We start from the raw sequence: 21,733 nt of genomic DNA, 5'->3' as shown, positions 1-21,733 counted from the left end.
AATGATTCAGTTTAAAAATGTGAAAATCAGCAGGCAGGTTTATGTCGACGGCGTGCCCCTGCCGGTTTGTTATTTTGAGGATGACTTGGGCCGGGACTGGTACACGCTGCGGGATAAGATCTGGACTGGAGAAACGGCGTTTATTGCCGTGTCGCCGGAGGGGTTTATCACCACCGGCGCGCGCGACCCCAATTTTATGACGCTTTCCGAGGGCGTGAGCATCTATGAAATCCCGGCCGCAGATTACCGCGACGATATCGGGGCCAGAACCTATCTCTACCAGAAAGAGAAAATCGTCGAGTACGCGCAGCCGGAAAGCGAGCTTGCCGGGGCGCAGAAAAACGCCTTACTGGAGTGGGCTACGGCCGCCATCGGGCCGTTGCAGGATGCTGTGGATTTAGGAATAGCAACGGAAGAAGAAGCCGCGCAGCTGCTGGAGTGGAGGAAATATCGTGTAATGCTCAAACGACTGGATATTTCAGACGCACGAAATATTAAATGGCCTGAAAAGCCAGCATCGTAAAACGATAACAGGCACTGCCACAAATGACCGTGCTACAGCACGGTTAAAAGTGACGGTGCCCGATGATTTCTATACCACACTGCCAACAATGAACGTGTTGGCCATAAAAAATAAAGTTATAAATTCACCCCCGCTTTCACCATAGACAGCACGTCATCATTGGTAATTTCCGCCAGCTTCTCCCTGATATCCTCGCTGACCTTTTTCAGGCTGAGGGTAAAATCAATCTTCCGCGCTTTACCGTCCTGAAAGAACTCAGTGCGATTCTGGGTTAACCCTTCGATTACGTACATTCCGTAAATCTTGCCGGTGCCCTCAATCAGGGGCCAGGCTCTGCCGGTGTATGCCATTGTCTCCAGCGTAGTGAGCGACACATCGCCGCCGCTGATTTCCGGGTACAGCGTACCGGATAGCGTGATCGGTTCTTCATCCGGGCCTATGTACTGATAGCGCGGAGATTTCCCCACGCGATCGTTTTTGACGTGTCGCCAGGTATTCGACTGGTTCGACGTCTGGTAGGGCGTCGTTTGCAGCGCAAACGGAAACATGCCCAATATCATCATCATGACTTTGCCCTTTATTCGTGGTCGGTCAGTTGCGAGCGTTTGCGCCGTGCGGCCTGCTGCTGGGCAACGGTGAACTCTTCGCGGATGCGTTGAACAAGTTTTTGCTCATCCATCTGGCCCGCGTCCTTGATGTTGATTTCAAAGTTAAACACGTCGCCGCCAGGCATCAGCGCCGCAACGGAAGCCGCAGTTGGAACCGCCGACACTGGCGAACGGGCGGCAGGCTGCTGAACGCTGTACGGAAGCACCGAAGAAATGAGCGTGCCAGCCTGCTGCTGCATCCATGCGGTGAGTGATGGCACCTGCCGCTGAATCTGCCGCACCGGTTCGGCGTATCCGCCGTGGATAGGAATGTACGGCTGTTTATTTTTGAAGACGATTTCACCGGGGCCGTCTTCCTTCTCTGCCGTGTTGCTGGCGATTTTATCCAGGCTACCGCTGATCTTTGGCGCGAGGTTCGCCGGGCCTTTCAGGTTATTGGCAAGCGCCTGCTGTTGCTGGCTCTGTTCCGTTTTACGCTTTTGTTCTTTTTTCTCTTCTTCTTTTTTTGCCTGGGTAGTGACGGCTTTCAAATCCCCGGCGAGCGTATCCGCCAGACCGGTAAGTTTCTTCTGCGTATTCACCTGCTCAACGGCTTTTTTGGCGCGCTCAGCCTGGTCAGGAATAAGACCGAGTTTTTCCAGTACCAGATCCAGACCTTTCCAGAGCTGTTCAACAGGCCATAGCACCAGTGAGATGGCATCGCCCACAATCTTGCCGAAGGATTCCCCGGCACTGGTACAGGATTTCAGGGCCTCAGTGGAGAACTGAATCGGCTCAAACAGTTTTGTGAACCAGCCCCATACCGTACTGAGCGCTGAACCTATGGCGTCAAACATGGGTACCAGCGGCGAGAACACGGCGGAAACGATTGAGAATATCGGCTGTAGCCCCTGCATCAGGCCGGTAAAAAAGCCACTGAAAAATGCTTTGATAGGTTGCCAGAACTGAATGATCGCGATAGCGACAGCGGCAAACAGGGCAATCAGCCCCCAGACCGGGGCAGAGATACCCGCCAGCAGCGTGATCAGGGGGCCAAAGACCGCGCGACCGGCAGTAAGCAGCGCCTGCATGGGCGAACCTGCAAGCCACTGAAACGCGCCGCCCAGTCGGGTGACGCCGGTCAGCAGCTTAGCGATCCCTCCTTCACCTGCCAGCGTGGTGAAGCTCAGGCGTACAAGAGCCATCGGGCCGAGCAATGCGCCCAGCGCCAGCATAAGCGAACCAACCACAGCCAGAATGGCGCCCAGCGCGGCGACGGTCTTCATAATGGCGGCAACCAATGCCGGATTGGCTTCAATCCAGCCCCGGATTGATTGCAGGACGCCACCAACTGATTTCATTATCGCCATCATTGGCCCGCGCATGGTTTCGCCCAGCGCGCTGAAATTGTTGCCAAACTCCGATTTGGTTATCTGCCATTGTGACGAGAGTGAATCTTTATCAATATCGGATTCCCGCTTCATGGAGCCTTTCGACGCGGTGCCGTGGGTTAATTCTAGCTGTCTGCGCAGTTCTGGCAGGTTGTTGGCGACTTTGGAAACTGCCATTGCATACTCATCGCCAAATAGCTGAGTAAGCACGTTCATTTGCTTATCCGGCTCCAGCTTTTTGGTGGCTTCCATCACCGCCATAATGGTGCCCATGGCATCTTTTGCCATATTCTTCTGCACTTTCTCAGCGCTAAGCCCCAGCGCGTCCAGGCCCACCATAAAGCGATCCGGCTGCACCATGGCGTTGCCCAGCTCGCGCACCATCGCTTTAACAGCGGTGCCCGCTGTTTCGGACTGCTCGCCAAGGCTCAGGAACGTGGAGCCAAGCGCCGCCGCATTCTGATAGCCAAGCTGATCGGCAGCACCACCCACGCGCTGCAACACGTCGATAATGTCAGAGCCTTTTGATTTGGCGTTATCGTCCAGGTAGTTGATGACGTCGCCCAGCTTGCCAATATCCTGAATAGGAATCTTGTACAGACCTGCGATTTTGCCCAGACTTTCCGACAGCTGATCGGCTGGTAATTCAAATGCCTTTGAGGCCATCGCGGCGGTGTTGGCAAAATCGAGCAAATCCTTTTTCTGCTTCTGCCATGGATCATCACTGTTTGCCACACCCATACGCGCGCCGCCCTCTACCAGCGCGGCATAATCAACAGCTCCGTTGGGCATGGGCAGGTTTTCGGCGGCGTCTTTGATGGCGTTCTGCATCTCAGCAAACTGAGCCGTGCGGTTGCCGTCATCATCGCGCAAGCCATTCACCTGTTTGGATACGCCCTTCATGGCGTCTTCCAGGCTGCTGTAACTCTTGATGGCGGCTGCTACGGGGGCAAGTACCGCCGCGCCGGTCGCTGCGGTCTTCATTCCAGCGTTTTGCAGCTTCTCGCCGGTTTCTTTGGCGCGGGCATAGCGGGCCTGCGCCTGAGTGACAGACTCAAGCCGCCGCTGCTGTTCAGTAAGCTGGCGATTGTACTGCGCGGTGCGCTGGCTGATTTGTTCCGTTGCCCGGCTGGTACTGCCGATCGCAATCCCTTCGCTGTAGAAGCTGGCGCGCAACTGGTTGAGCTGGGCCTGTTCCGTTTTCTGCTGGGCTGTGAGGTTGCGGATCGCTGCCCGCTGCTGGTTGAGGGCGGTAACTTGTTCAGCACTGCGTTGTTTTAGCGGGCCGAAAGCCGCCGCCATTTCGCGCGCCTGCGTCTTTGCCTGAGCCAGTTGATCGGTGGTTTTTTTGTTGGCGTTGGTCAGCCGGTCAAAGCTGGTAGCCTGACGCTCAAGCCCTTTGATGCTGCTATGCGTCTGCTTGATTTGAGAGGCCAGCGCGGCGGCACTCTGGCGCGCCGCGTTGACAGGTTGAGACATATTATTCAGGGCGCTGAAAGCCACCTGAATATTTAATTTGCGGTCTGCCATTTATTGATCTCCGCCACTGCGCGCAGCGGCTTGATCACGCCATAACAGAAGTTCCTCTACCGTCATGGCGTCCATCTCCGCTGGTCGCCAGTGGAAAATGACGGCGATATCCGCCATTAAGTTTTCTATGCGTTCGCAGGGGCATCTGATGACGCGCTGCCCGTATCCGTCCCGCTCTGATCCGAAGGTGGCTGCAAAAAATCAACCACCGCGTTGGCGAGCTGGCAGAAGTCCCACGTATCCATGCGGGCGATTTCGTCAGCGGTCAGCGCCGGGGCGGTAACGCGCGGCAGCAGAACAACCAGCGCATCATAATTCGACGTCAGAACGTCATAGACTTTTAAGCCACGCAGCGATCCGGCCTGTTTTAAGACTGGCGTGATCGTGATTTCGCTGATTGCCGTCTTGCCGCGAACGATAGGCGCATTGAGCGTTACAAGTTCTTTACCGGTTACTTTGGTCATGGTGCGTTAATTCCTTATAAGCCAATGTTGGCACGGTGTTTTTCCATCATGTCAACGCCGCCAACTTTGTAGATCATATTGAGCACATCAACTTCAATGATTTCTTCGCCGTTGATGGTCAGCTTGTAATAGGTATTTTTCAGGGTGTACTTGTGGGAAGTATCATCCCCGGTTTTGGACGTGCCAGGATCCATCTCCGTGAAGCGCCCGCGCGTCTGGATTTCGACGGGTACCGCTTCGCCGGTTGAATCATCCTGGTACGACCCCGCATATCGCGTTTGCATACCATCGGCGGTGGCGATGCCCCATTTTTTCAGCAGCCCCGCATCCATGCCGCCCAGGGTTATATCCATATCCAGCGCCCCGGCATCAAAGCCGAGATCGACCGCGACAGAACCAGGCATACCACCGGCCTGATAATCCTCTGTCTTGCGGGTTAACTTCGCAGGGGTGATTTCCGGCACCATGCCAAAGTAGTTATCCCCGTCAAAGAACATGTTGAAGTATTTGAGTTTTTTAGGCAGAGCCATACGCGCCCCCGGTTAGTTATTCACTGCGCTGGAAAACGTAGCGAAGTATTCATCAGTGAACTCCTGCACCAGGCTGAGATTTTCCAGCGGCGGAACAGGCGTGTAGTTGTATTTGATGGTGAGCTGCCCGTTGCGCAGCGTTTCGCTGGTATTCGGTTCAGGGTCATACCAGCAGCGCGCACCCAGCAGCTTGCCCGCCGTCACATAGGACGTCAGCTTGCGGTTGATACCGTCAACGATATCTTTCACCAGTGATGGGGTGAGCGGCTTATCAACATAGGAGAAGTGCGCTTCTGCCACGGTATCCGCCACAATCTGAGCGGTACGGGTGTAGCTCTCAAAAATGTAGGTTTCTTCGTCGCAGGTGCGCGATCCCCAGATGCGATAGCCGTCCTGCTTGATCAGGGTGGTAACACCTGCTGCGTTCAGCTCGTCCGCGTCGGTGTCGGTGCCCTGTAGGGTGAAATAGATATCGCGATCCATCCCCAGCACGTTATTCACCGGCACGTTGGAAATAGTTTTGTGCCAGCCCTGCGTTGCGTCGATTTTGGCGCGCATCCCTACCGCATGAGCACCCACCGGCACGGTGGCGTTTGCTCCCGCGTTGGTGTCGTAGCAAATGAAGTTAGGCCAGATCACCATCATTTCACGCTGGGCAAACTGCTCCCGGTATTCCTTCGCCTCTGCAATGGTGTTGCAGCCGTTTGCGGACACATAAGCAAAGGCGCGCAGCTTCTCAGCCATAACGCCGAGCTGCGCCGCCACTGGCTGGGTATCAAGGCCGGGAACGGCAAGCACACGCGGACGGACGCCAACGCGCATCTCCGCCGAAAGTAGCGCATACATGCCGGTAAAAAGCCCCGTTTCCGGGTCAGTGCCGCCAATGACCAGTTGATCCTGAGTCGGGGCGGTGCCGGTTTCCGGTGGTGGAATTTTTGACGCATCAGCCACGCGGATCACAATGGTTTGTGGGCTGGCCTGGTCTGAAATAGCTTTCAGGGCGGTGAACAGGGTGCCGGTTTTGCCTGCTTTGCCCAGCATGTTAGCCACGCGGGTAATAAGTACAGGGGTATCCAGCGGGAAAGCGTCTTCATCTGCATCGTCCGCGATACAAACGACGCCGATAACCGCCGAATCAATATCGGTGATCATCGTGCTCAGATCGGTGGTTTCCGTGACGGTTACACCGTGATGGTAATTTGCGGCCATGTAGTGCCTCCCAAGGCTCAATGATTGCCACTTATCATTGCGACAATTGCCAGCCGGTGCGAGAGGTGGGCGTTGTCAGCAGACCGCAACAACAGCCCCGCGTTGTCTGTACGCGCGCGCGTGGCGACGATGGTACCCTCACCAATGAGGGAACCAATAAGATGTTGGATGATGATGCGCGATATTCACCACGCCCGGCGTTCAGTATTCAGATTGAGGGCAAGCAGCTCACCTCGCTGGATGACCGCTTGATCTCGTTGTCGCTGACGGACAACCGGGGATTTGAAGCTGATACGCTTGATCTCACGCTGGATGATTCAGACGGGCAGATCGTTATGCCATCGCGTGGCACAAAGATTTCCGTTTCGCTGGGCTGGGATAATGACCCGCTGGTATTTAAAGGGCTGTATACCGTTGATGAGGTCGCGCACCGTGGCCCGCCTGATCAGCTCACTATCAGTGCCCGCAGCGCAGACTTTCGCGACACGTTCAACGTGAAGCGTGAATACTCCTGGCACGATATTACCGTTGGCGATGTGGTTGCCAGTATCGCCAGCCGGTACGACCTGCGCGCCGGGGTTAGCGAGGAACTGGCGAAGATAGAGATCGATCACGCTGACCAAACCAGTGAATCAGATATCAGTTTTCTCACCAGAATGGCGGATATGCTGGGTGCGGTTGCCACCGTCAAAAACGGCATGTTGCTGTTCATTACGCCGGGACAAGGGTTGACTCAGAGTGGCAAACCGTTACCGGCGATCGGCATTGTGCGGGCCAGTGGTGACAAGCACAGCTTTAGCATTGCCGATCGTGACGCTTATACAGGCGTTACAGCCTACTGGCTGGATCTGAATTTTGGGAAGAAGCCCGCCACCACGGTACAGACAAACACCCGCAGACGTCGCAGGACAACCCAGCCGAAGAAGCCAAAAGAACCCGCCTCAAGCAGCAAGGAAGGGGATTACATGGCAGGCGCGGAAGGCAACGTATTCGTGATCCGTAAGACGTTTAAAACGGAGAAGGCAGCGAAGCGGGCAGCGGCGGCGAAGTGGAGCCAGTTACAGCGTGGCGCGGCGTCATTCTCCATCACGCTGGCACGGGGCCGGGCGGATTTGTACCCGGAACAACCGGCAAGCGTATCGGGCTTTAAGTCAACGATTGATAATGGCAACTGGACGATTACCCGTTGTGTACATGATATCGGCAGCGGCGGCTTTACCACCTCGCTGGAGCTGGAAGTTAAGATCGATGAATGGACGGCTGAGGCAGGTGACGAATCAACGGGTTAAGCGTTATACTTGACGTGATATTAACCAGTCCAGAGGAGGCCCGCGTATGGCAATGCGCTGTCCTCGCTGCCGTGCAGTTGCGAAAACTCGTACCAGTGTAGAGTTGAGTGATTTAGTGCGGCGCAGTTATCACCAGTGTCAAAACATGTTGTGCGGCTATTGTTTTACCAGCATGACGCAAATAGATGAATCATTAAACCAGACCCAACCAGTTCCCGGCGCTGTGGTTCCTCAAGATGTTTTCCCTCGAAGCCATCACGGTGAAGACCAGTTAAGTCTGGTTTTATAGTAGCCACTGACAAGCCCCAGAACGCTGGGGCTTTTTATTATGTGTAGTCAATTTGTGGTCATAAAATATTTATTTCATATAAATATCAGTATCTTAATTGCTTCATGGTGGGGCGCTTGCGCCCCGTTTGCTTTATGGTGGGGCAATCATTTAGGAGGCGTCATGACAAAGCTCATTCATTTTCCACATGCACAGGCGTTACCGGCGATTGGACAGGGGACGTGGTACATGGGCGATAAGCCGATGCAGCGTCTGGACGAAATTCATGCCCTGCAGGCGGGCATCGATTTAGGGCTCAAGCTTATCGATACTGCCGAAATGTACGCCGACGGCGGCGCGGAGCGCATCGTCGGTGAGGCCATCGCCGGGCGGCGCGACGAGGTGTACCTCGTTTCTAAGGTTTATCCATGGAATGCCGGCGGTCACAGGGCGATTGCCGCGTGCGAGGCGAGCCTGCAACGCCTGAAAACCGACTACCTCGATCTTTATCTATTGCACTGGCGGGGCGATATACCGCTGGAAGAAACCCTCGCCGTAATGCAGAAACTTCAGCAGCAGGGGAAAATCCGCCGCTGGGGCGTGTCGAATCTCGACTTTGAAGACATGCAGGAGCTTATCGCGCTTGATGGCGGTGAAGGATGCGCGACTAACCAGGTACTGTATCACCTGGCCTCACGCGGTATTGAGCACGACCTGCTGCCGTGGTGTCAGCAGCAAAACATGCCGGTGATGGCGTATTGCCCGCTGGCGCAGGCGGGGCGTTTACGTAGCGGGTTGATGAACCATCCTGCGCTCAACGAACTTGCCCAGCAAAAAGGCATCACCGTTGCCCAGCTCTTGCTGGCATGGGTGATAAGTCATGACGGGGTTATGGCAATCCCGAAAGCAGGCAGCGTTGCGCACGTCAAAGAGAACGCGGCGGCGCTGGGCGTGGTGCTTACGGATGAGGATAAAACGGTGATGGAAAAGGCGTTTCCGGCACCGGGCCGCAAAACGCCTTTAGATATGGTTTAGCCTTTCTTAGCCACGCGCAGGGTTGCGGCCAGGCGCGCTGGCTTATCCGCAGTGGCTTTCTGTGACGTTGTCACGCAAGCGGTTTCCACACAAACGAAGGTCTTGTAGCCGTCATCCGGCATATCGCCCATCGAGATAGACAGCGCCGGGCCTGGGTTCCAGCCGACAACGTTGCTCTGATGGTGGTGCACCACGTCAATGGTGCGCTTCAGGCTGGCGTCGTGAATGACGCTGCAGTCTTCGGCGGCCAGGTACAGGCGGTCGGTACGATCCGGGAAGGTTTGCACGCCGTCGGTCAACGCGCCTTTTTCACCACCCAGCACTTTGTCGATGTACTCGTTGCCCAGCCCGCTGACCTTAACATCGGCGATGTCGCCCACGTTGAAATAGGTGTGCAGGGCGCTTGTGGCTTCGAACTCGCCGTGGGCTTCCAGCTCCATCTCGCAGGTTTTACCCAGCTTGTAACGCGCATACAGGGTGAAGTCATGCGGCCAAAGCTTGCGGGTTTCATCATTGCTTTGCAGTTCAAAGGTCAGCGAAACGCCGTTGGCATCTTCATTATGGGCGCTCAGCGTCCATGGCAGGTTACGCGCGAAGCCGTGAGCGGGCAGGCCTTCCTGCTCGGCCGGGCCAAACCAGGGCCAGCAGATCGGCACGCCGCCGCGCAGCGCTTTACCGTGCTGGAAGGGAGTGTTGTTGCTCAGCCACAGGACTTCTTCTTCACCGGCAGGTTTCCATGAGAGCAGATGCGCCCCCTGGAGAGCGACGGAAGCACGAACCTGCGGATGGTCGATAACAATCACTTCCAGTTGATCAAGCTGACGACGGGAGAGGACAGGGGTGATTTGTTCAATAACCGGAAGGGCAAAAATTTTAGTAATCATTGACTCAACCTATATATCGAAAAGGCAAAAAAAAAGCGACCACGAATGGTCGCCTTATGGATTAACTGCTCATCTCAACTTATTTGGAGATGTGTGCAATCAGGTCCAGTACTTTGTTGGAGTAGCCAGTTTCGTTGTCGTACCAGGAAACCAGTTTCACAAAGTTGTCGTTCAGTGCGATACCAGCTTTAGCATCGAACACGGAAGTGCAAACTTCGCCGTTGAAATCGGTAGATACAACGTCGTCTTCGGTGTAACCCAGAACGCCTTTCATTGCGCCTTCAGAAGCCGCTTTGATTGCTTTCTTGATTTCTTCGTAAGACGCTGCTTTTTCCAGACGAACGGTCAGGTCAACAACAGACACGTTTGGAGTTGGAACGCGGAACGCCATACCAGTCAGTTTGCCGTTCAGCTCTGGCAGTACAACGCCTACAGCTTTAGCAGCACCGGTAGAAGAAGGGATGATGTTCTGAGCTGCGCCGCGGCCGCCGCGCCAGTCTTTGTGAGACGGGCCATCAACAGTTTTCTGAGTAGCGGTGGTAGCGTGAACGGTGGTCATCAGGCCTTCAACGATACCGAAGTTGTCGTTGATAACTTTAGCCAGTGGAGCCAGGCAGTTGGTGGTGCAAGATGCGTTAGAAACGATATCCTGGCCAGCATATTTTTCAAAGTTAGCACCACGAACGAACATTGGGGTGTTGTCTTTGGAAGGACCAGTCAGAACGACTTTCTTAGCGCCAGCGGTGATGTGCTTACGCGCAGTTTCGTCGGTCAGGAACAGACCAGTTGCTTCAGCAACTACGTCAACGTTAACTTCGTTCCATTTCAGGTTAGCCGGGTCACGTTCTGCGGTAACACGGATAGTTTTGCCGTTAACAACCAGGTGGCCGTCTTTAACTTCTACAGTGCCGTTGAAACGACCGTGAGTGGAGTCGTACTTCAGCATGTAAGCCATGTAGTCAGCGTCTAACAGGTCGTTGATTGCAACGATCTCGATGTCAGAACGTTCCTGTGCAGCACGGAAAACAATACGGCCGATACGGCCAAAACCGTTGATACCTACTTTGATAGTCATATATTCCACCAGCTATTTGTTAGTGAATAAAAGGTTGGCTGTAAAATTACAAAAACCTTACGCAGCGTCAAGCGGAATCGTGTCAATCATTGCGACAAATCAATCCTGTGGACATCAATTGTACGATAAAACCACTTAACCTTTCCCTTTAGGCTTTTGACCATATGGGGACGGTTTCTGGAATTCTAAAGGGCAAAATCAACAAGAATGTGACATGGGTCACAATTAATGCCGAGCCAGAAATTCAGGGCTAAGTTTAGAACAAAAAGCTGCACGGTGTTGTTAATTTTTTGTTAGAATCATGCTGTTATCAGTCACCGTAGCAACTGCACGAGATGTACGCATATGGCTAACCAATTACCCCCTGATTCAGCGAAGAAAAACCTTAACGAGATGCAGTATTACGTCACGCAGGAACATGGCACAGAGCCGCCGTTCTCGGGGCGTCTATTGCACAACAAGCGCGATGGCATCTACCACTGCCTGGTTTGCGATGCCGCACTGTTCAAATCTGAAACCAAGTACGACTCCGGCTGCGGCTGGCCGAGCTTCTACGAGCCGGTAAGCGACGAGGCTATCCGTTATATCAAAGATTTTTCACACGGCATGGAGCGGGTAGAGATCCGCTGCGGCAACTGCGAAGCGCATCTGGGGCACGTTTTCCCAGACGGGCCGCAGCCTACGGGCGAACGCTACTGCGTTAACTCCGCGTCGCTAAGCTTCACCGATGACCAGAACGGTGAGCAAACTAAAGGTTGAAAAATCGATTCAGCAAATTATTCCACAGGAAGCTGCTCGTATGATGAATTTGGATGAAATGTTGGCCGTCATGACGCCTGAAATTTATCAGCGCCTGGTCACGGCGGTAGAGTTAGGCAAGTGGCCCGACGGCGTTGCGCTTACGCCGGATCAGAAAGAAAACAGCCTGCAGTTAGTGATGATGTGGCAGACGCGTCACAACGTTGATGCCCAGCATATGACTATCGGCACCGACGGCAACATCGTGATGAAAAGCAAGCAACAGCTGAAAGCGGAGTTCGGCATTGAACCTGCGCCGATTATGACGGTGAAGCTTTAGTTCGGACTAAGCATGGATAGGGCGGGTAAGCTTGCGCCACCCGCCGCCGCCGTTATTGATGCTCGGTCTTAATCCCCAGCGTTTCGGCCAGCTGCTTCGCTAGCTGGTTATTATCATCCGCTCCGTATTCCCAGAACATCGCACCGCCCAGCCCCTTACTTTTGATGTACTCCGCCTTCACCGCCACGGATTTTGGATTCTCGTACGAAATAGCAAACAGGTCTTTGCCTTCCGCATTTTTCATCGTCAGGTACGGCACCTTCGCGTCGTCGTCCCAGCGTTCGGTAAAGCGCTTCTGCGGATCGTTCAGCAGCTTGCTCACAATGTCGTTGTACTTGAAGTAGCTGTCCTTGGTGAGGTCCAGACCATAGGACATAAACACGGCTTTCTCCGGCGCGCCGAAGTAGGGCTGGGTGACCGGATTTTTAGCCGCATCCGGCTTATCCCAGTCGATACCCGGCTCGGTCGCGCGTTTTGGCACGCGGCCATAGAAGCCGATGCCGAGATTCATCTGCGCAGGCTTGAGGCCCGCCGCAATGTAGTTGTTGACCACATAATCCGCGCTGTATTTATCCGCCGCCGCCACCGTCGGCCAGGCCTTTGAGTCATACAGGTTGGCGTTGAAATACTGCGTGCCGTATGCCATGTCGTAGGTCATCAGGTTGATGTAGTCCAGCGCCGGGGCGATAGCCTTTACATCCACCCACTCGGTTGGGCTTTTCACGTTGGCACCCACGGCGATAGTCAGCAGCTTCTCTTTGCCCAACGCCTGGCGCAGCTCGTTAAGCAGGGCGGTGAAGTTGTCGCGGTCTGCTGCGGTGGCGTCCACAAGGCCCCACGCGCCGTTAATCGGGTACTCCCAGTCTAAGTCGATGCCGTCCAGGCCGTAGCGCTTGATCACCTCCTGAGCAGAGCGGATAAATACGGCGCGGCTTTCCGGACTAGCCGCAGCGCCAGAGAATCCGCGAGCGCCCCAGCCTCCCACGGACAGCAACACTTTCAGCTGCGGGTTCTGCTTACGCAGGTCGGGCACCTTTTCCAGGTCGGACATAACCTTTGGCGAGAGCCAAATCTGATGCAGCTTCGTGGCGTCTTTCAGCGCGGCGTTGGTTTCGCCCTTTTCATCGTTGTAAATCAGGCCAAACGAGTAGTTGAGATGGGTAATCTGGCGGACATCAAGCTTGTTGATATCGCCCCCAGGCCCTGCGGTAACGTCGCCGCCGCCGTTAAAATAACCCACTGATAGATATTCAGCGGCGTGGGCGGCACCCGCACAGGCGAGCTGGATAACTGCCAGCAGCGGCAGCAGTTTGCGCGTAAACTTCATAGCAATTCCTCTTTGACAGACAATATTGGAAACGCCTCAGGCGAGGCAAACTCAGCTAAGACGCTGAATAAGTAAGCAAGTCGATTATGAGAGCGCTCTCAGCGAAGGGCGAGCAAATAAAGTCCAAAATGAGAGCCGAATCGAGAAAGAGGTGGCGGGGGCTGCGTAGTTGTCGCTCGGATATTCATCGCGTCCCCCGTTCTTGCTGACGGACAACGCTTTTTTTGTAGGTCGGATAAGCGAAGCGCCGTCCGACATTTCTGACGGAAGGCGCATGTGTTGTAGGTCGGATAAGCGAAGCGCCATCCGACACAGGAAAGTGAACTAATAGAAATCCGCTAGCGTAACGATCGTTGCCCCCGCCACGGACATATCCTGGAACGCCATCAGACTATCCTGCGGGTTGATATTCACGCCGCGACAGCCGTCGGAGATAACCGTAACCTCATAGCCCAGCTCGAGCGCGTCCAGCACGGTAAATTTCACGCAGTAGTCCGTCGCCAGCCCCAGCACCACCAGCTGTGATATGCCCCGCTCGCGCAGCCAGGCGTCAAGGCCAGTCTCCTGGCGGTGCCCGTTATCGAAAAACGCGCTGTAGCTATCGATGGCGGGATTTTCACCCTTGTGGAACACCGCATCAATATCGTCCGCGTGGAGCAGAGGATGGAGCGCCACGCCTTCCGTATGCTGGACGCAGTGATCGGGCCACCAGGTCTGCGGCAGTCCCTCGAGTTCCCCCTGCGAGTAAGGCTCCGCGCCCTGAACGCTTGCAAAGCTGCCGTGGCGGGCAGGGTGCCAGTCCTGGGATGCCACAATCGCCTCGCCGCGTGCCTTAAAGCGGCAAATCAGATCGTTGGCAACGTCAACGGTGCTGTCGCCTTCGGGCACCGCTAGCGCGCCGCCGGCGCAGAAATCGTTTTGCAAGTCGACCAGCAACAACGCACGTTTTTTCATTCGTTCTCCTTACTCGTCCGGCGTCAGTTCACCGCGCAGGTTGCGCGACATCGCCTCGCGAATGGCCTGCGCGTCCAGGCCCTGGCTCAGCAAATAGTGAAGTTTAGTCAGCGTGGCTTCCACCGTCATATCGTAGCCGCTGATTACGCCCGCCTGCGCCAGCGCGTTACCCGTCGCGTAGCCGCCCATATTGACCTTCCCGGACATGCACTGGGTGAGGTTTACCACCACGATGCCGCGCGAGCAGGCTTCCTGCAGCTCCTGCAGGAACGCACCGTGCTGCGGCGCATTGCCCACGCCGTAGGAACGCAGAATCAGAGCCTTCACCGGCTGGCGCAGGAAGTTGCCGACCACATCGGCGGAAATACCCGGATAAATCGTCACCACGCCAATCGGCTGCGGCGTAATCGGATGGACGATCAGCTCGCCTTCGCCGCGCGGCGCGGGAGGGGTATTCAGGCGACGAATATGAATCCCCGCCTCCAGAAGCGGCGCAAGGTTAGGCGACGCGAAGGCGTCGAAGCCATCGGCATGGGCCTTAGTAGTGCGGTTACCGCGATACAGACGATTGTTGAAGAATAGCGTCACTTCGTTGATCGGGAAATTTGCCGCCACGTACAGCGAGTTCAGCAGGTTGATTTGCCCGTCGGAACGCAGCTCGGCAAGCGGGATTTGCGAGCCCGTCACGATAACCGGCTTGCTGAGATTTTCCAGCATGAACGACAGCGCTGACGCGGTAAACGCCATGGTGTCCGTCCCGTGAAGGATCACAAAGCCGTCGTACTCGTCGTAATGCGCTTTGATATCGTCGGCGATGTGCTGCCAGTCTTCCGGCGTCATGTCCGACGAGTCCATCAGCGGCTGGTACTCGTGGATGGTGAAGTCCGGCATCTCCTGGCGATGGAACTCGGGCATCAGCGCCAGCTGGCGCTGCAGGTGGCCGGAAACGGGGATGTAGCCATGTTCGGAACGTTGCATACCGATGGTGCCGCCGGTGTAGGCAACGTAGATGGATTTTTTTTGCATGAAATGGTTTCGCTTTGCGGCGCAATGAAAGGGCGGGCAGCCGAGAGCCACCCGCCGTCAACGTTATAAATTATCGCACATCGCCACAGGTCAGGCAGAAGGCGTAGCGGTTTTGCGGATCGTTCATGGTGCCAAACTTATCGTTTTGCGCCTTCACGGCCAGCGCCGCGTCGGCCAGCGGGGCGGGCAGGTAAGCCTGCAGCGCCTGCGGCAGCATAGCGCGGACTGACCCGCTCATGCTGTTGAATACCATATCAACGAAGCTCGGATCGTCCTGCCAGAAGTCGAGGTGCCAGGTTTTCAGCTTCGCAAGCTCGGCCGCTTTCGCCACCGCGTCGTCGAAGTCGCCCAGGCTGTCCACCAGGCCGTTGGCTTTCGCATCCTGGCCGGTCCAGACGTGGCCCTGTGCGATCTGGTCAATCTGCTCAGGCGTTTTCTTGCGCGATTCCGCCACAAGATTGATAAACCGTTTGTAGCCGTTCTCGATGGTTAATTGCATCATCTGCTGCACTTCCGGCGGCAGGGCTTTAGTGATAGCAACGTCCGCAAGCGGAGAGGTCGCCACGCCGTCGGTATGCACGCCGAGGTAATCCAGCGAATTCTCAACGGTATTGATAACGCCAAAGATGCCGATAGAGCCGGTAAGCGTGCTTGGGTTCACCACGATGTAGTCTGCCGGAGTGGAAATCCAGTAGCCGCCCGAAGCCGCCATGCCGCCCATTGAAACGACGATCGGTTTGCCCGCCGCTTTCGCCGCTGCCAGCTCCTCGCGAATGGTTTCAGACGCCGTCACGCTGCCGCCAGGGCTGTTTACGCGCAGCACGATAGCCTTCACTTTCTTATCCAGACGCGCTTCGCGGATCTGCATCGCGGTGGTGTCGCCGCCAACCTGGCCCGGCGTTTCTTCGCCGTCCATAATCGCGCCGTTGGCGAAGATCACCGCAATGGCGCCGCCCTGGTCAGGCGCTTTCTTCACCTGGTAATCGTAGATGCTGGTGTAGCTGAAGTCTTTGTTGTCCTTGTTCCAGCCGAACTGTTTTACCAGCGCTTTATCCACCGTGGCGCTGGTCGCCAGCTCGTCCACCAGCTTGTTGTCCAGCGCGTATTTAGCCGTATCGCCGCCCAGTTTCTGTAAGTTGTCGAGCAGCGCCTGCGCGCCGGGGAACACCTGCCCGGAGGTAATCTGGCGGTTCGCCGCAATGGTGCCGATATAGTTCTGCCACAGCTCGCCAATCCAGCGGCTGTCCGCCTCACGGGCGGCAGGGGACATATCGTCGCGGATAAACGGCTCAACGGCGGACTTATAGGTGCCGACGCGGAAGATATGCGTGGAGACTTTTAGCTTATCGAGCAGCGTTTTGTAATAGAGCGAGTTGGTGGCGAAACCGTGCAAATCCACCATGCCCTGCGGCGACAGCCAGATTTTATTGGCGAAGCTGGCGAGGTAATACTGGCTCTGGTTATAGCTGTCGCCGGTGGCGTAAACCGGCTTGCCGCTGTCGCGGAACTCGCGCAGCGCTTTGCCGATGTACTGCATGGACGGCTGGTCGGCCCCGGCGAAATCCTTCAGATCCAACACGATGCCGGTGATGTTGCGGTCGTCCTTCGCCTGGCGAATCGCGTCAACGATATCGAACAGCGAGTTTTCCTGCAGGCGGTCGGAGCTTGCGCCGAGCAGTTGGCGACCAATGACGCCGAGCTTATTGCTCACCGAAGGCTTATCCACCACCACGCCGGTAATATCGAGCATCAGCGCACCGCGCGTCGGTTCGGAAGAGGTGCTGCTGACCTGCAGCCAGATGCCCACGCCCACCAGAACCAGCAGGATCAGGAACATATTGAGAATAAATTCTCGAATGAAGTTAAGCAGACGCCAGGTCCACTTAAAGAAACCGGCAATAATTCGCCCAATGGTACGCATGTCTTCTCCGTAACCCTATAATCGCAAGCTGCCGCACAAAACCACGGCGAAAGTGACCGCTATCCTAAATAGCCCCCGGCCAAAAGTCAGCAGGAAATCGGCCCTGCGCTGTAACAAAACGCACTGCTGTGTTAATTTTGTGAATAATAATCATTACAGGAGTTATCAAATGGATGCATTAGAACTACTGCTGAACCGCCGCAGCGCTTCACGCCTGGCCGAACCGGCCCCAACCGGCGACGCGCTGGAAAACATCTTCCGCGCCGGTATGCGCGCGCCGGATCACGGCACGTTGCAGCCGTGGCGTTTCATCGTTATCGAGGGCGAAGGCCGCGAGCGCTTCAGCAAAGTGCTGGAAACGGCGGCCGTTGCAGAAGGCATGGATGAAAAGGGCATCGACAAAGCGCGCAACGCGCCGTTCCGCGCCCCGCTGATCATCGCCGTTGTCGCATACTGCGATGACGATCATAAAGTCCCGGTCTGGGAGCAGGTTGTCTCCGCGGGCTGCGCGGTAATGGCGATGCAGATGGCCGCCGTGGCGCAGGGCTTTAACGGCATCTGGCGCAGCGGCCTGTGGACCGAAAGCGAAGCCGTGCGCGACGCGCTGCAATGCCGTGAACAGGATGAAGTCGTCGGTTTCCTTTATCTGGGCACCCCGCAGCTGAAAGCCTCCACCACTATCAGCGTGCCGGACACCGCGCCATTTGTGCGTCATTTCTGAACAAACGCCGCAAAGCTGTCTGGATTGTGAGCGAAAGCAGAGCAATTCAGACACGCAGACTTACCACCCCGCCATTTGAGCGCTACCATAGGCTCGTCATACTTCAAGTTGCAGGGGTGTTAGCTGCACTCACTCACCACGTCACTTACTTTAGTAAGCTCCTGGGGATGAGCTCCCTTGCTGCCTACCTGCAACTCGAATTATTTAGAGCATTTGAAGCCCAATGACAGGAGAAGTCCATGAGTGAGCAAACCGTTCGTTTAACGCAGTACAGCCACGGCGCTGGCTGCGGGTGTAAAATTTCCCCAAAAGTTCTGCAAACCATTTTGCATTCGGAGCAGGCGAAGTTTGTCGACCCAAACCTGCTGGTGGGGAACGAAACCAGCGACGACGCGGCGGTTTACGACCTGGGCAACGGCACCTGTGTCGTCAGCACCACGGACTTCTTCATGCCGATTGTCGACGACCCGTTCGATTTTGGGCGCATCGCGGCAACCAACGCGATCAGCGATATCTACGCCATGGGCGGCAAACCGATCATGGCGATCGCCATTCTTGGCTGGCCTATCAACACGCTTGCGCCGGAAATCGCTCGTAAGGTGATTGAGGGCGGACGTTTTGTCTGCCAGCAGGCGGGAATTTCGCTGGCGGGCGGTCATTCCATTGACGCACCGGAACCTATCTTTGGCCTTGCGGTGACCGGCATCGTGCCCACCGAACGCGTGAAGAAAAACAGCTCCGCCAAGCCTGGCTGCAAGCTGTTCCTCACCAAACCGCTGGGCATCGGCGTGCTGACCACCGCCGAGAAAAAATCCCTTCTTAAGCCTGAACACCACGGCCTTGCCGCTGAAATCATGTGCCAGCTAAATAAGCCGGGCGCGGAGTTTGCCAACATCGAAGGCGTTACCGCCATGACCGACGTTACCGGCTTCGGCCTGCTCGGCCACCTTAGCGAAATGTGCCAGGGCGCGGGCGTGCAGGCAGACGTGTGGTTCGACAAAGTGCCGAAGCTGCCGGACGTGGAGGAATACATCGCTAAAGGTTGCGTACCGGGCGGCACGGGGCGCAACTTCGCCAGCTACGGCCACCTGATGGGCGAAATGTCCGACGCGCACCGCGACCTGCTGTGCGACCCGCAAACCTCCGGCGGCCTGCTGATTGCCGTACTGCCCGAGGCCGAGCCGGAAGTGGCCGCCGTGGCGGAAAAAAACGGCATCAGGCTCACCGCCATCGGCGAGCTGAAAACCGCCCGCGCGGGCCGGCCGATGATCGAGATTCGTTAATCTCATGCGGCTGTTTATTGCGGAAAAACCGAGTCTTGCCCGAGCTATCGCCGACGTGCTGCCAAAACCGCACCGTCGCGGCGACGGCTTTATCGAATGCGGGAATGGCCAGGTGGTCACCTGGTGTATCGGCCACCTTTTAGAGCAGGCGCAGCCGGACGCCTACGACGGGCGCTACGCCCGCTGGAACCTGGCGGACCTGCCTATCGTGCCGGAAAAGTGGCAGCTCCAGCCGCGCCCGTCCGTCACCAAACAGCTCAACGCGATAAAAAAGCTGCTCGGCCAGGCGGACGAAGTGGTTCACGCCGGTGACCCGGACCGCGAAGGGCAGCTGCTGGTTGACGAGGTGCTGGACTACCTGCAAATGCCTGCGGAAAAGCGCCAGCAGGTGCAGCGCTGCCTGATAAACGACCTTAACCCGCAGGCCGTGGAGCGGGCGATATCCCGCCTGCGCGCCAACAGCGAGTTTATCCCGCTGTGCGTTTCGGCCCTGGCCCGCGCCCGCGCGGACTGGCTTTATGGCATCAACATGACCCGCGCCTATACCATTCTTGGGCGCAACGCGGGCTATCAGGGCGTGCTATCCGTAGGGCGCGTGCAAACGCCGGTGCTGGGCCTGGTGGTCAGGCGCGATGAAGAAATCGAAAACTTCGTTGCCAAAGACTTCTTTGAGGTGAAGGCGCACATCGTCACCCCGGCCGACGAACGTTTTATCGCCACCTGGATCCCGAGCGAATCCTGCGAACCCTACCAGGATGAAGAAGGGCGGCTGCTGCATCGCCCGCTTGCCGAACACGTTGTTAACCGCATTGGCGGCAAGCCTGCCATCGTTACGGCCTATAACGATAAACGGGAATCAGAAATCGCGCCGCTGCCGTTCTCGCTTTCCAGCCTGCAGATCGACGCCGCGAAACGCTATGGTCTCAGCGCCCAGAACGTGCTGGATATCTGCCAGAAGCTGTATGAAACCCACAAGCTGATCACCTATCCGCGCTCCGACTGCCGCTACCTGCCGGAAGAGCATTACGCCGGTCGCCACGCGGTGCTGAACGCCATCAGCGTGCATCAGCCGGATCTCCTGCCGCAGCCCGCCGTGGACACAGACATACGCAACCGCTGCTGGGACGATAAAAAAGTCGACGCCCACCACGCGATAATCCCAACGGCGCGCAGCTCGCACGTCTCGCTTTCTGAAAACGAAGCTAAAGTTTACAACCTGATCGCCCGACAATATCTGATGCAGTTCTGCGCCGACGCGGTGTTTCGCAAGTGCACCATCGATCTGGATATTGCGGGCGGCAAATTTAACGCCAAGGCCCGCTTCCTGGCCGAAGCGGGCTGGCGCACGCTGCTTGGCAACAAAGAGCGCGATGAGGAAAACGACGGCACGCCGCTGCCGGTGGTGGCAAAAGGCGATGAACTGCTGTGCGAAAAAGGCGAGGTGATAGAGCGGCAAACCCAGCCGCCGCGTCATTTCACCGACGCAACGCTACTCTCGGCGATGACCGGTATCGCCCGTTTCGTGCAGGATAAAGATCTGAAAAAGATCCTCCGCGCAACGGACGGCCTGGGCACCGAAGCCACGCGCGCGGGCATCATTGAGCTATTGTTTAAACGCAGCTTCCTGGTGAAAAAGGGCCGCTACATTATTTCCACCGAGCCGGGCCGCGCGCTGATTCACGCGCTGCCGGAGCTGGCCGCCCGCCCGGACATGACGGCGCACTGGGAATCGACGCTGACGCAAATCAGCGAAAAGCAGTGCCGCTATCAGGACTTCATGCAGCCGCTGGTGACCACGCTCTATGAACTGATCCACCAGGCAAGAACGACCCCGGTTCGCCATGCGTTCAAGGGAATCAAGGCACCGGAAGATAACAAAAAGCCCCGCAAACAGTGGGCTAAAAAAGAGGGAAATGATGATGCTAAGAAAAAGCCTGCTCGCCGCCGCGGTAGCGCTGACGGTGAGCCTGCCGGGGATAGCGCAACGTCTTGATCCGCAGGTCGACATCAACGTGCCGCCGGAAGTGTTTAGCTCCCAGGGGCAGCGTGCCGCGCCGTGCAGTCAGTGCTGTATCTATCAGGATCAGAACTATACCGAAGGCGCGGTCGTCAAGGCCGACGGTGGGATTCTGCTACAGTGCCAGCGCGATGAAAAAACGCTGAGCACTAATCCCCTGGTGTGGCGTCGCGTAAAACCATAAACGCTTCAAGAAGAGGGACATCCGCCGGGGCGAGTGCGTAGGTAAAGGCCTCGGCGGGAGTGCACCAGACCAGGCCGCTGTGGCAGTGCGCCACCATCTCCCCGCTAAAACTCTTTACGTGCCAGGCATGCAGGTTGATGATTCGGCCTGACACCTCACGCCTGTGGCTTGCCACGTAGCTGCCCACGGCGGCGTTGATACCCAACTCTTCTTCCAGCTCGCGCATCAGCGCCGCGGGCTGCGTTTCACCGGCGTCCACCTTGCCGCCGGGAAATTCCCACAGGCCCGCCTGATCGCCGCGTTCCGATCTCTGCGCCAGCAAAATTTTGCCGTCTCGCTCGATTATTGCCGCTACAACATCAATGATTACTGACATAACGCTCCATTTTCGTGCCTCCGGGCATGGCATAATACCCGCCACATAAGGTTATCTGAAG

Annotated in this window: 23 protein-coding genes; 10 read left to right on the top strand and 13 right to left on the bottom strand. The window is 56.5% G+C overall.

What is annotated here, in order from left to right:
• Window position 1 precedes the first annotated feature (1 nt).
• Window positions 2-523 (top strand): tail fiber assembly protein, encoded by a 522-nt coding sequence (locus ACSPHG_RS13605; protein ID WP_435954059.1) that lies wholly within the window; start codon window positions 2-4, stop codon window positions 521-523.
• A 116-nt stretch (window positions 524-639) separates the two neighbouring features.
• Here ACSPHG_RS13605 and ACSPHG_RS13600 read toward each other — a convergent pair whose 3' ends face one another.
• From ACSPHG_RS13600 to ACSPHG_RS13575, 6 genes are read right to left on the bottom strand one after another with little or no spacing between them, the layout of a single operon-like run.
• On the bottom strand, window positions 640-1,089 hold the full coding sequence (locus tag ACSPHG_RS13600) for a phage tail protein (protein WP_435954058.1): 450 nt from the start codon (window positions 1,087-1,089) through the stop codon (window positions 640-642).
• 11 nt (window positions 1,090-1,100) lie between these two features.
• Complete coding sequence (locus tag ACSPHG_RS13595) at window positions 1,101-4,031, bottom strand: phage tail tape measure protein (RefSeq protein WP_435954057.1); 2,931 nt, start codon at window positions 4,029-4,031, stop codon at window positions 1,101-1,103.
• Complete coding sequence (locus ACSPHG_RS13590) at window positions 4,032-4,106, bottom strand: GpE family phage tail protein (protein ID WP_326490683.1); 75 nt, start codon at window positions 4,104-4,106, stop codon at window positions 4,032-4,034.
• A gap of 50 nt (window positions 4,107-4,156) precedes the next feature.
• Window positions 4,157-4,495 carry a phage tail assembly protein gene (locus ACSPHG_RS13585; RefSeq protein ID WP_435954056.1) on the bottom strand — a complete coding sequence of 113 codons (339 nt, stop codon included), beginning with the start codon at window positions 4,493-4,495 and terminating at the stop codon, window positions 4,157-4,159.
• 14 nt (window positions 4,496-4,509) lie between these two features.
• Window positions 4,510-5,025, bottom strand: coding sequence for a phage major tail tube protein (locus tag ACSPHG_RS13580; RefSeq protein WP_001514744.1), 516 nt, complete (start codon window positions 5,023-5,025; stop codon window positions 4,510-4,512).
• 12 nt (window positions 5,026-5,037) lie between these two features.
• Window positions 5,038-6,234, bottom strand: a complete 1,197-nt coding sequence (locus ACSPHG_RS13575; RefSeq protein ID WP_435954055.1) for a phage tail sheath subtilisin-like domain-containing protein — start codon at window positions 6,232-6,234, stop codon at window positions 5,038-5,040.
• Window positions 6,235-6,395: 161 nt separating this feature from the next.
• On the opposite strand from ACSPHG_RS13575, the gene ACSPHG_RS13570 reads away from it, so the two are divergent.
• The 3 genes from ACSPHG_RS13570 (at window position 6,396) to ACSPHG_RS13560 (ending at window position 8,826) form a co-directional block, all read left to right on the top strand.
• Window positions 6,396-7,523, top strand: coding sequence for a phage late control D family protein (locus tag ACSPHG_RS13570; RefSeq protein ID WP_435954054.1), 1,128 nt, complete (start codon window positions 6,396-6,398; stop codon window positions 7,521-7,523).
• A gap of 46 nt (window positions 7,524-7,569) precedes the next feature.
• Window positions 7,570-7,812 carry an Ogr/Delta-like zinc finger protein gene (locus ACSPHG_RS13565; protein ID WP_001514747.1) on the top strand — a complete coding sequence of 81 codons (243 nt, stop codon included), beginning with the start codon at window positions 7,570-7,572 and terminating at the stop codon, window positions 7,810-7,812.
• 162 nt (window positions 7,813-7,974) lie between these two features.
• Window positions 7,975-8,826 carry an aldo/keto reductase gene (locus tag ACSPHG_RS13560; RefSeq protein ID WP_435954053.1) on the top strand — a complete coding sequence of 284 codons (852 nt, stop codon included), beginning with the start codon at window positions 7,975-7,977 and terminating at the stop codon, window positions 8,824-8,826.
• Here the strand turns inward: ACSPHG_RS13560 and ACSPHG_RS13555 are convergent.
• On the bottom strand, window positions 8,823-9,710 hold the full coding sequence (locus ACSPHG_RS13555) for a D-hexose-6-phosphate mutarotase (protein ID WP_435954052.1): 888 nt from the start codon (window positions 9,708-9,710) through the stop codon (window positions 8,823-8,825). The two genes, ACSPHG_RS13560 and ACSPHG_RS13555, sit on opposite strands and share 4 nt — an antisense overlap.
• 79 nt (window positions 9,711-9,789) lie before the next feature.
• On the bottom strand, window positions 9,790-10,785 hold the full coding sequence (gene gapA, locus ACSPHG_RS13550; RefSeq protein ID WP_435954051.1) for a glyceraldehyde-3-phosphate dehydrogenase: 996 nt from the start codon (window positions 10,783-10,785) through the stop codon (window positions 9,790-9,792).
• Between the two features lie 345 nt (window positions 10,786-11,130).
• On the opposite strand from gapA, the gene msrB reads away from it, so the two are divergent.
• Window positions 11,131-11,544, top strand: a complete 414-nt coding sequence (gene msrB / locus ACSPHG_RS13545) for a peptide-methionine (R)-S-oxide reductase MsrB (protein WP_435954050.1) — start codon at window positions 11,131-11,133, stop codon at window positions 11,542-11,544.
• Between the two features lie 43 nt (window positions 11,545-11,587).
• A complete protein-coding gene (locus tag ACSPHG_RS13540) occupies window positions 11,588-11,863 on the top strand; it encodes a YeaC family protein (protein ID WP_435956016.1) in 276 nt (91 codons plus the stop codon).
• A 52-nt stretch (window positions 11,864-11,915) separates the two neighbouring features.
• Here the strand turns inward: ACSPHG_RS13540 and chiD are convergent, their stop codons facing one another.
• The 4 genes from chiD to sppA form a co-directional block, all read right to left on the bottom strand.
• Window positions 11,916-13,190, bottom strand: coding sequence for a chitinase ChiD (chiD, locus tag ACSPHG_RS13535; RefSeq protein ID WP_435954049.1), 1,275 nt, complete (start codon window positions 13,188-13,190; stop codon window positions 11,916-11,918).
• Window positions 13,191-13,514: 324 nt separating this feature from the next.
• Window positions 13,515-14,144 carry a bifunctional nicotinamidase/pyrazinamidase gene (gene pncA, locus ACSPHG_RS13530; protein WP_435954048.1) on the bottom strand — a complete coding sequence of 210 codons (630 nt, stop codon included), beginning with the start codon at window positions 14,142-14,144 and terminating at the stop codon, window positions 13,515-13,517.
• Window positions 14,145-14,153: 9 nt separating this feature from the next.
• On the bottom strand, window positions 14,154-15,170 hold the full coding sequence (gene ansA, locus ACSPHG_RS13525) for an asparaginase (protein ID WP_435954047.1): 1,017 nt from the start codon (window positions 15,168-15,170) through the stop codon (window positions 14,154-14,156).
• A gap of 70 nt (window positions 15,171-15,240) precedes the next feature.
• Window positions 15,241-17,091 carry a signal peptide peptidase SppA gene (gene sppA / locus ACSPHG_RS13520; RefSeq protein WP_435954046.1) on the bottom strand — a complete coding sequence of 617 codons (1,851 nt, stop codon included), beginning with the start codon at window positions 17,089-17,091 and terminating at the stop codon, window positions 15,241-15,243.
• 169 nt (window positions 17,092-17,260) lie between these two features.
• Between sppA and ACSPHG_RS13515 the strand changes: the two genes are divergently transcribed.
• The 4 genes from ACSPHG_RS13515 to ACSPHG_RS13500 all read left to right on the top strand — a co-directional run bounded on the left by ACSPHG_RS13515 (window position 17,261) and on the right by ACSPHG_RS13500 (window position 21,296).
• The gene (locus ACSPHG_RS13515; protein ID WP_435954045.1) at window positions 17,261-17,812 is read left to right on the top strand and encodes an NAD(P)H nitroreductase; all 552 of its coding nucleotides are present in this window, start codon (window positions 17,261-17,263) and stop codon (window positions 17,810-17,812) included.
• Between the two features lie 239 nt (window positions 17,813-18,051).
• Window positions 18,052-19,095: a selenide, water dikinase SelD gene (selD, locus tag ACSPHG_RS13510; RefSeq protein ID WP_435954044.1), complete on the top strand. Its 1,044-nt coding sequence runs from the start codon at window positions 18,052-18,054 to the stop codon at window positions 19,093-19,095.
• A gap of 4 nt (window positions 19,096-19,099) precedes the next feature.
• Window positions 19,100-21,088, top strand: a complete 1,989-nt coding sequence (locus tag ACSPHG_RS13505) for a DNA topoisomerase III (RefSeq protein WP_435954043.1) — start codon at window positions 19,100-19,102, stop codon at window positions 21,086-21,088.
• Window positions 21,012-21,296 carry a DUF1496 domain-containing protein gene (locus ACSPHG_RS13500; protein WP_435954042.1) on the top strand — a complete coding sequence of 95 codons (285 nt, stop codon included), beginning with the start codon at window positions 21,012-21,014 and terminating at the stop codon, window positions 21,294-21,296. The genes ACSPHG_RS13505 and ACSPHG_RS13500 overlap by 77 nt, the downstream gene beginning before the upstream one ends.
• Here the strand turns inward: ACSPHG_RS13500 and ACSPHG_RS13495 are convergent.
• A complete protein-coding gene (locus ACSPHG_RS13495) occupies window positions 21,262-21,672 on the bottom strand; it encodes a pyrimidine (deoxy)nucleoside triphosphate diphosphatase (protein WP_435954041.1) in 411 nt (136 codons plus the stop codon). The two genes, ACSPHG_RS13500 and ACSPHG_RS13495, sit on opposite strands and share 35 nt — an antisense overlap.
• Between the last annotated feature and the right edge of the window lie 61 nt (window positions 21,673-21,733).

The sequence above is a fragment of the Dryocola baronae genome (assembly GCF_051297175.1).
Classification (GTDB): Bacteria; Pseudomonadota; Gammaproteobacteria; order Enterobacterales; family Enterobacteriaceae; genus Dryocola.
The sequence above is the reverse complement of the archived record's forward strand: the minus strand, read 5'-3'. Positions and strand labels throughout refer to the sequence as shown.

Excerpts from the sequence above, each read along its gene's own strand:
- ACSPHG_RS13500 (WP_435954042.1), top strand. The coding sequence starts at position 21,012 with ATGATGCTAAGAAAAAGCCTGCTCGCCGCCGCGGTAGCGCTGACGGTG.
- ACSPHG_RS13595 (WP_435954057.1), bottom strand. The coding sequence starts at position 4,031 with ATGGCAGACCGCAAATTAAATATTCAGGTGGCTTTCAGCGCCCTGAAT.
- pncA (WP_435954048.1), bottom strand. The coding sequence starts at position 14,144 with ATGAAAAAACGTGCGTTGTTGCTGGTCGACTTGCAAAACGATTTCTGC.
- ACSPHG_RS13560 (WP_435954053.1), top strand. The coding sequence starts at position 7,975 with ATGACAAAGCTCATTCATTTTCCACATGCACAGGCGTTACCGGCGATT.
- gapA (WP_435954051.1), bottom strand. The coding sequence starts at position 10,785 with ATGACTATCAAAGTAGGTATCAACGGTTTTGGCCGTATCGGCCGTATT.
- ACSPHG_RS13540 (WP_435956016.1), top strand. The coding sequence starts at position 11,588 with ATGAATTTGGATGAAATGTTGGCCGTCATGACGCCTGAAATTTATCAG.
- ACSPHG_RS13495 (WP_435954041.1), bottom strand. The coding sequence starts at position 21,672 with ATGTCAGTAATCATTGATGTTGTAGCGGCAATAATCGAGCGAGACGGC.
- ACSPHG_RS13565 (WP_001514747.1), top strand. The coding sequence starts at position 7,570 with ATGGCAATGCGCTGTCCTCGCTGCCGTGCAGTTGCGAAAACTCGTACC.
- ACSPHG_RS13585 (WP_435954056.1), bottom strand. The coding sequence starts at position 4,495 with ATGACCAAAGTAACCGGTAAAGAACTTGTAACGCTCAATGCGCCTATC.
- msrB (WP_435954050.1), top strand. The coding sequence starts at position 11,131 with ATGGCTAACCAATTACCCCCTGATTCAGCGAAGAAAAACCTTAACGAG.
- ACSPHG_RS13600 (WP_435954058.1), bottom strand. The coding sequence starts at position 1,089 with ATGATGATGATATTGGGCATGTTTCCGTTTGCGCTGCAAACGACGCCC.
- ansA (WP_435954047.1), bottom strand. The coding sequence starts at position 15,170 with ATGCAAAAAAAATCCATCTACGTTGCCTACACCGGCGGCACCATCGGT.
- ACSPHG_RS13505 (WP_435954043.1), top strand. The coding sequence starts at position 19,100 with ATGCGGCTGTTTATTGCGGAAAAACCGAGTCTTGCCCGAGCTATCGCC.
- ACSPHG_RS13515 (WP_435954045.1), top strand. The coding sequence starts at position 17,261 with ATGGATGCATTAGAACTACTGCTGAACCGCCGCAGCGCTTCACGCCTG.
- sppA (WP_435954046.1), bottom strand. The coding sequence starts at position 17,091 with ATGCGTACCATTGGGCGAATTATTGCCGGTTTCTTTAAGTGGACCTGG.
- chiD (WP_435954049.1), bottom strand. The coding sequence starts at position 13,190 with ATGAAGTTTACGCGCAAACTGCTGCCGCTGCTGGCAGTTATCCAGCTC.
- ACSPHG_RS13570 (WP_435954054.1), top strand. The coding sequence starts at position 6,396 with ATGTTGGATGATGATGCGCGATATTCACCACGCCCGGCGTTCAGTATT.
- ACSPHG_RS13580 (WP_001514744.1), bottom strand. The coding sequence starts at position 5,025 with ATGGCTCTGCCTAAAAAACTCAAATACTTCAACATGTTCTTTGACGGG.
- ACSPHG_RS13575 (WP_435954055.1), bottom strand. The coding sequence starts at position 6,234 with ATGGCCGCAAATTACCATCACGGTGTAACCGTCACGGAAACCACCGAT.
- ACSPHG_RS13555 (WP_435954052.1), bottom strand. The coding sequence starts at position 9,710 with ATGATTACTAAAATTTTTGCCCTTCCGGTTATTGAACAAATCACCCCT.
- selD (WP_435954044.1), top strand. The coding sequence starts at position 18,052 with ATGAGTGAGCAAACCGTTCGTTTAACGCAGTACAGCCACGGCGCTGGC.
- ACSPHG_RS13605 (WP_435954059.1), top strand. The coding sequence starts at position 2 with ATGATTCAGTTTAAAAATGTGAAAATCAGCAGGCAGGTTTATGTCGAC.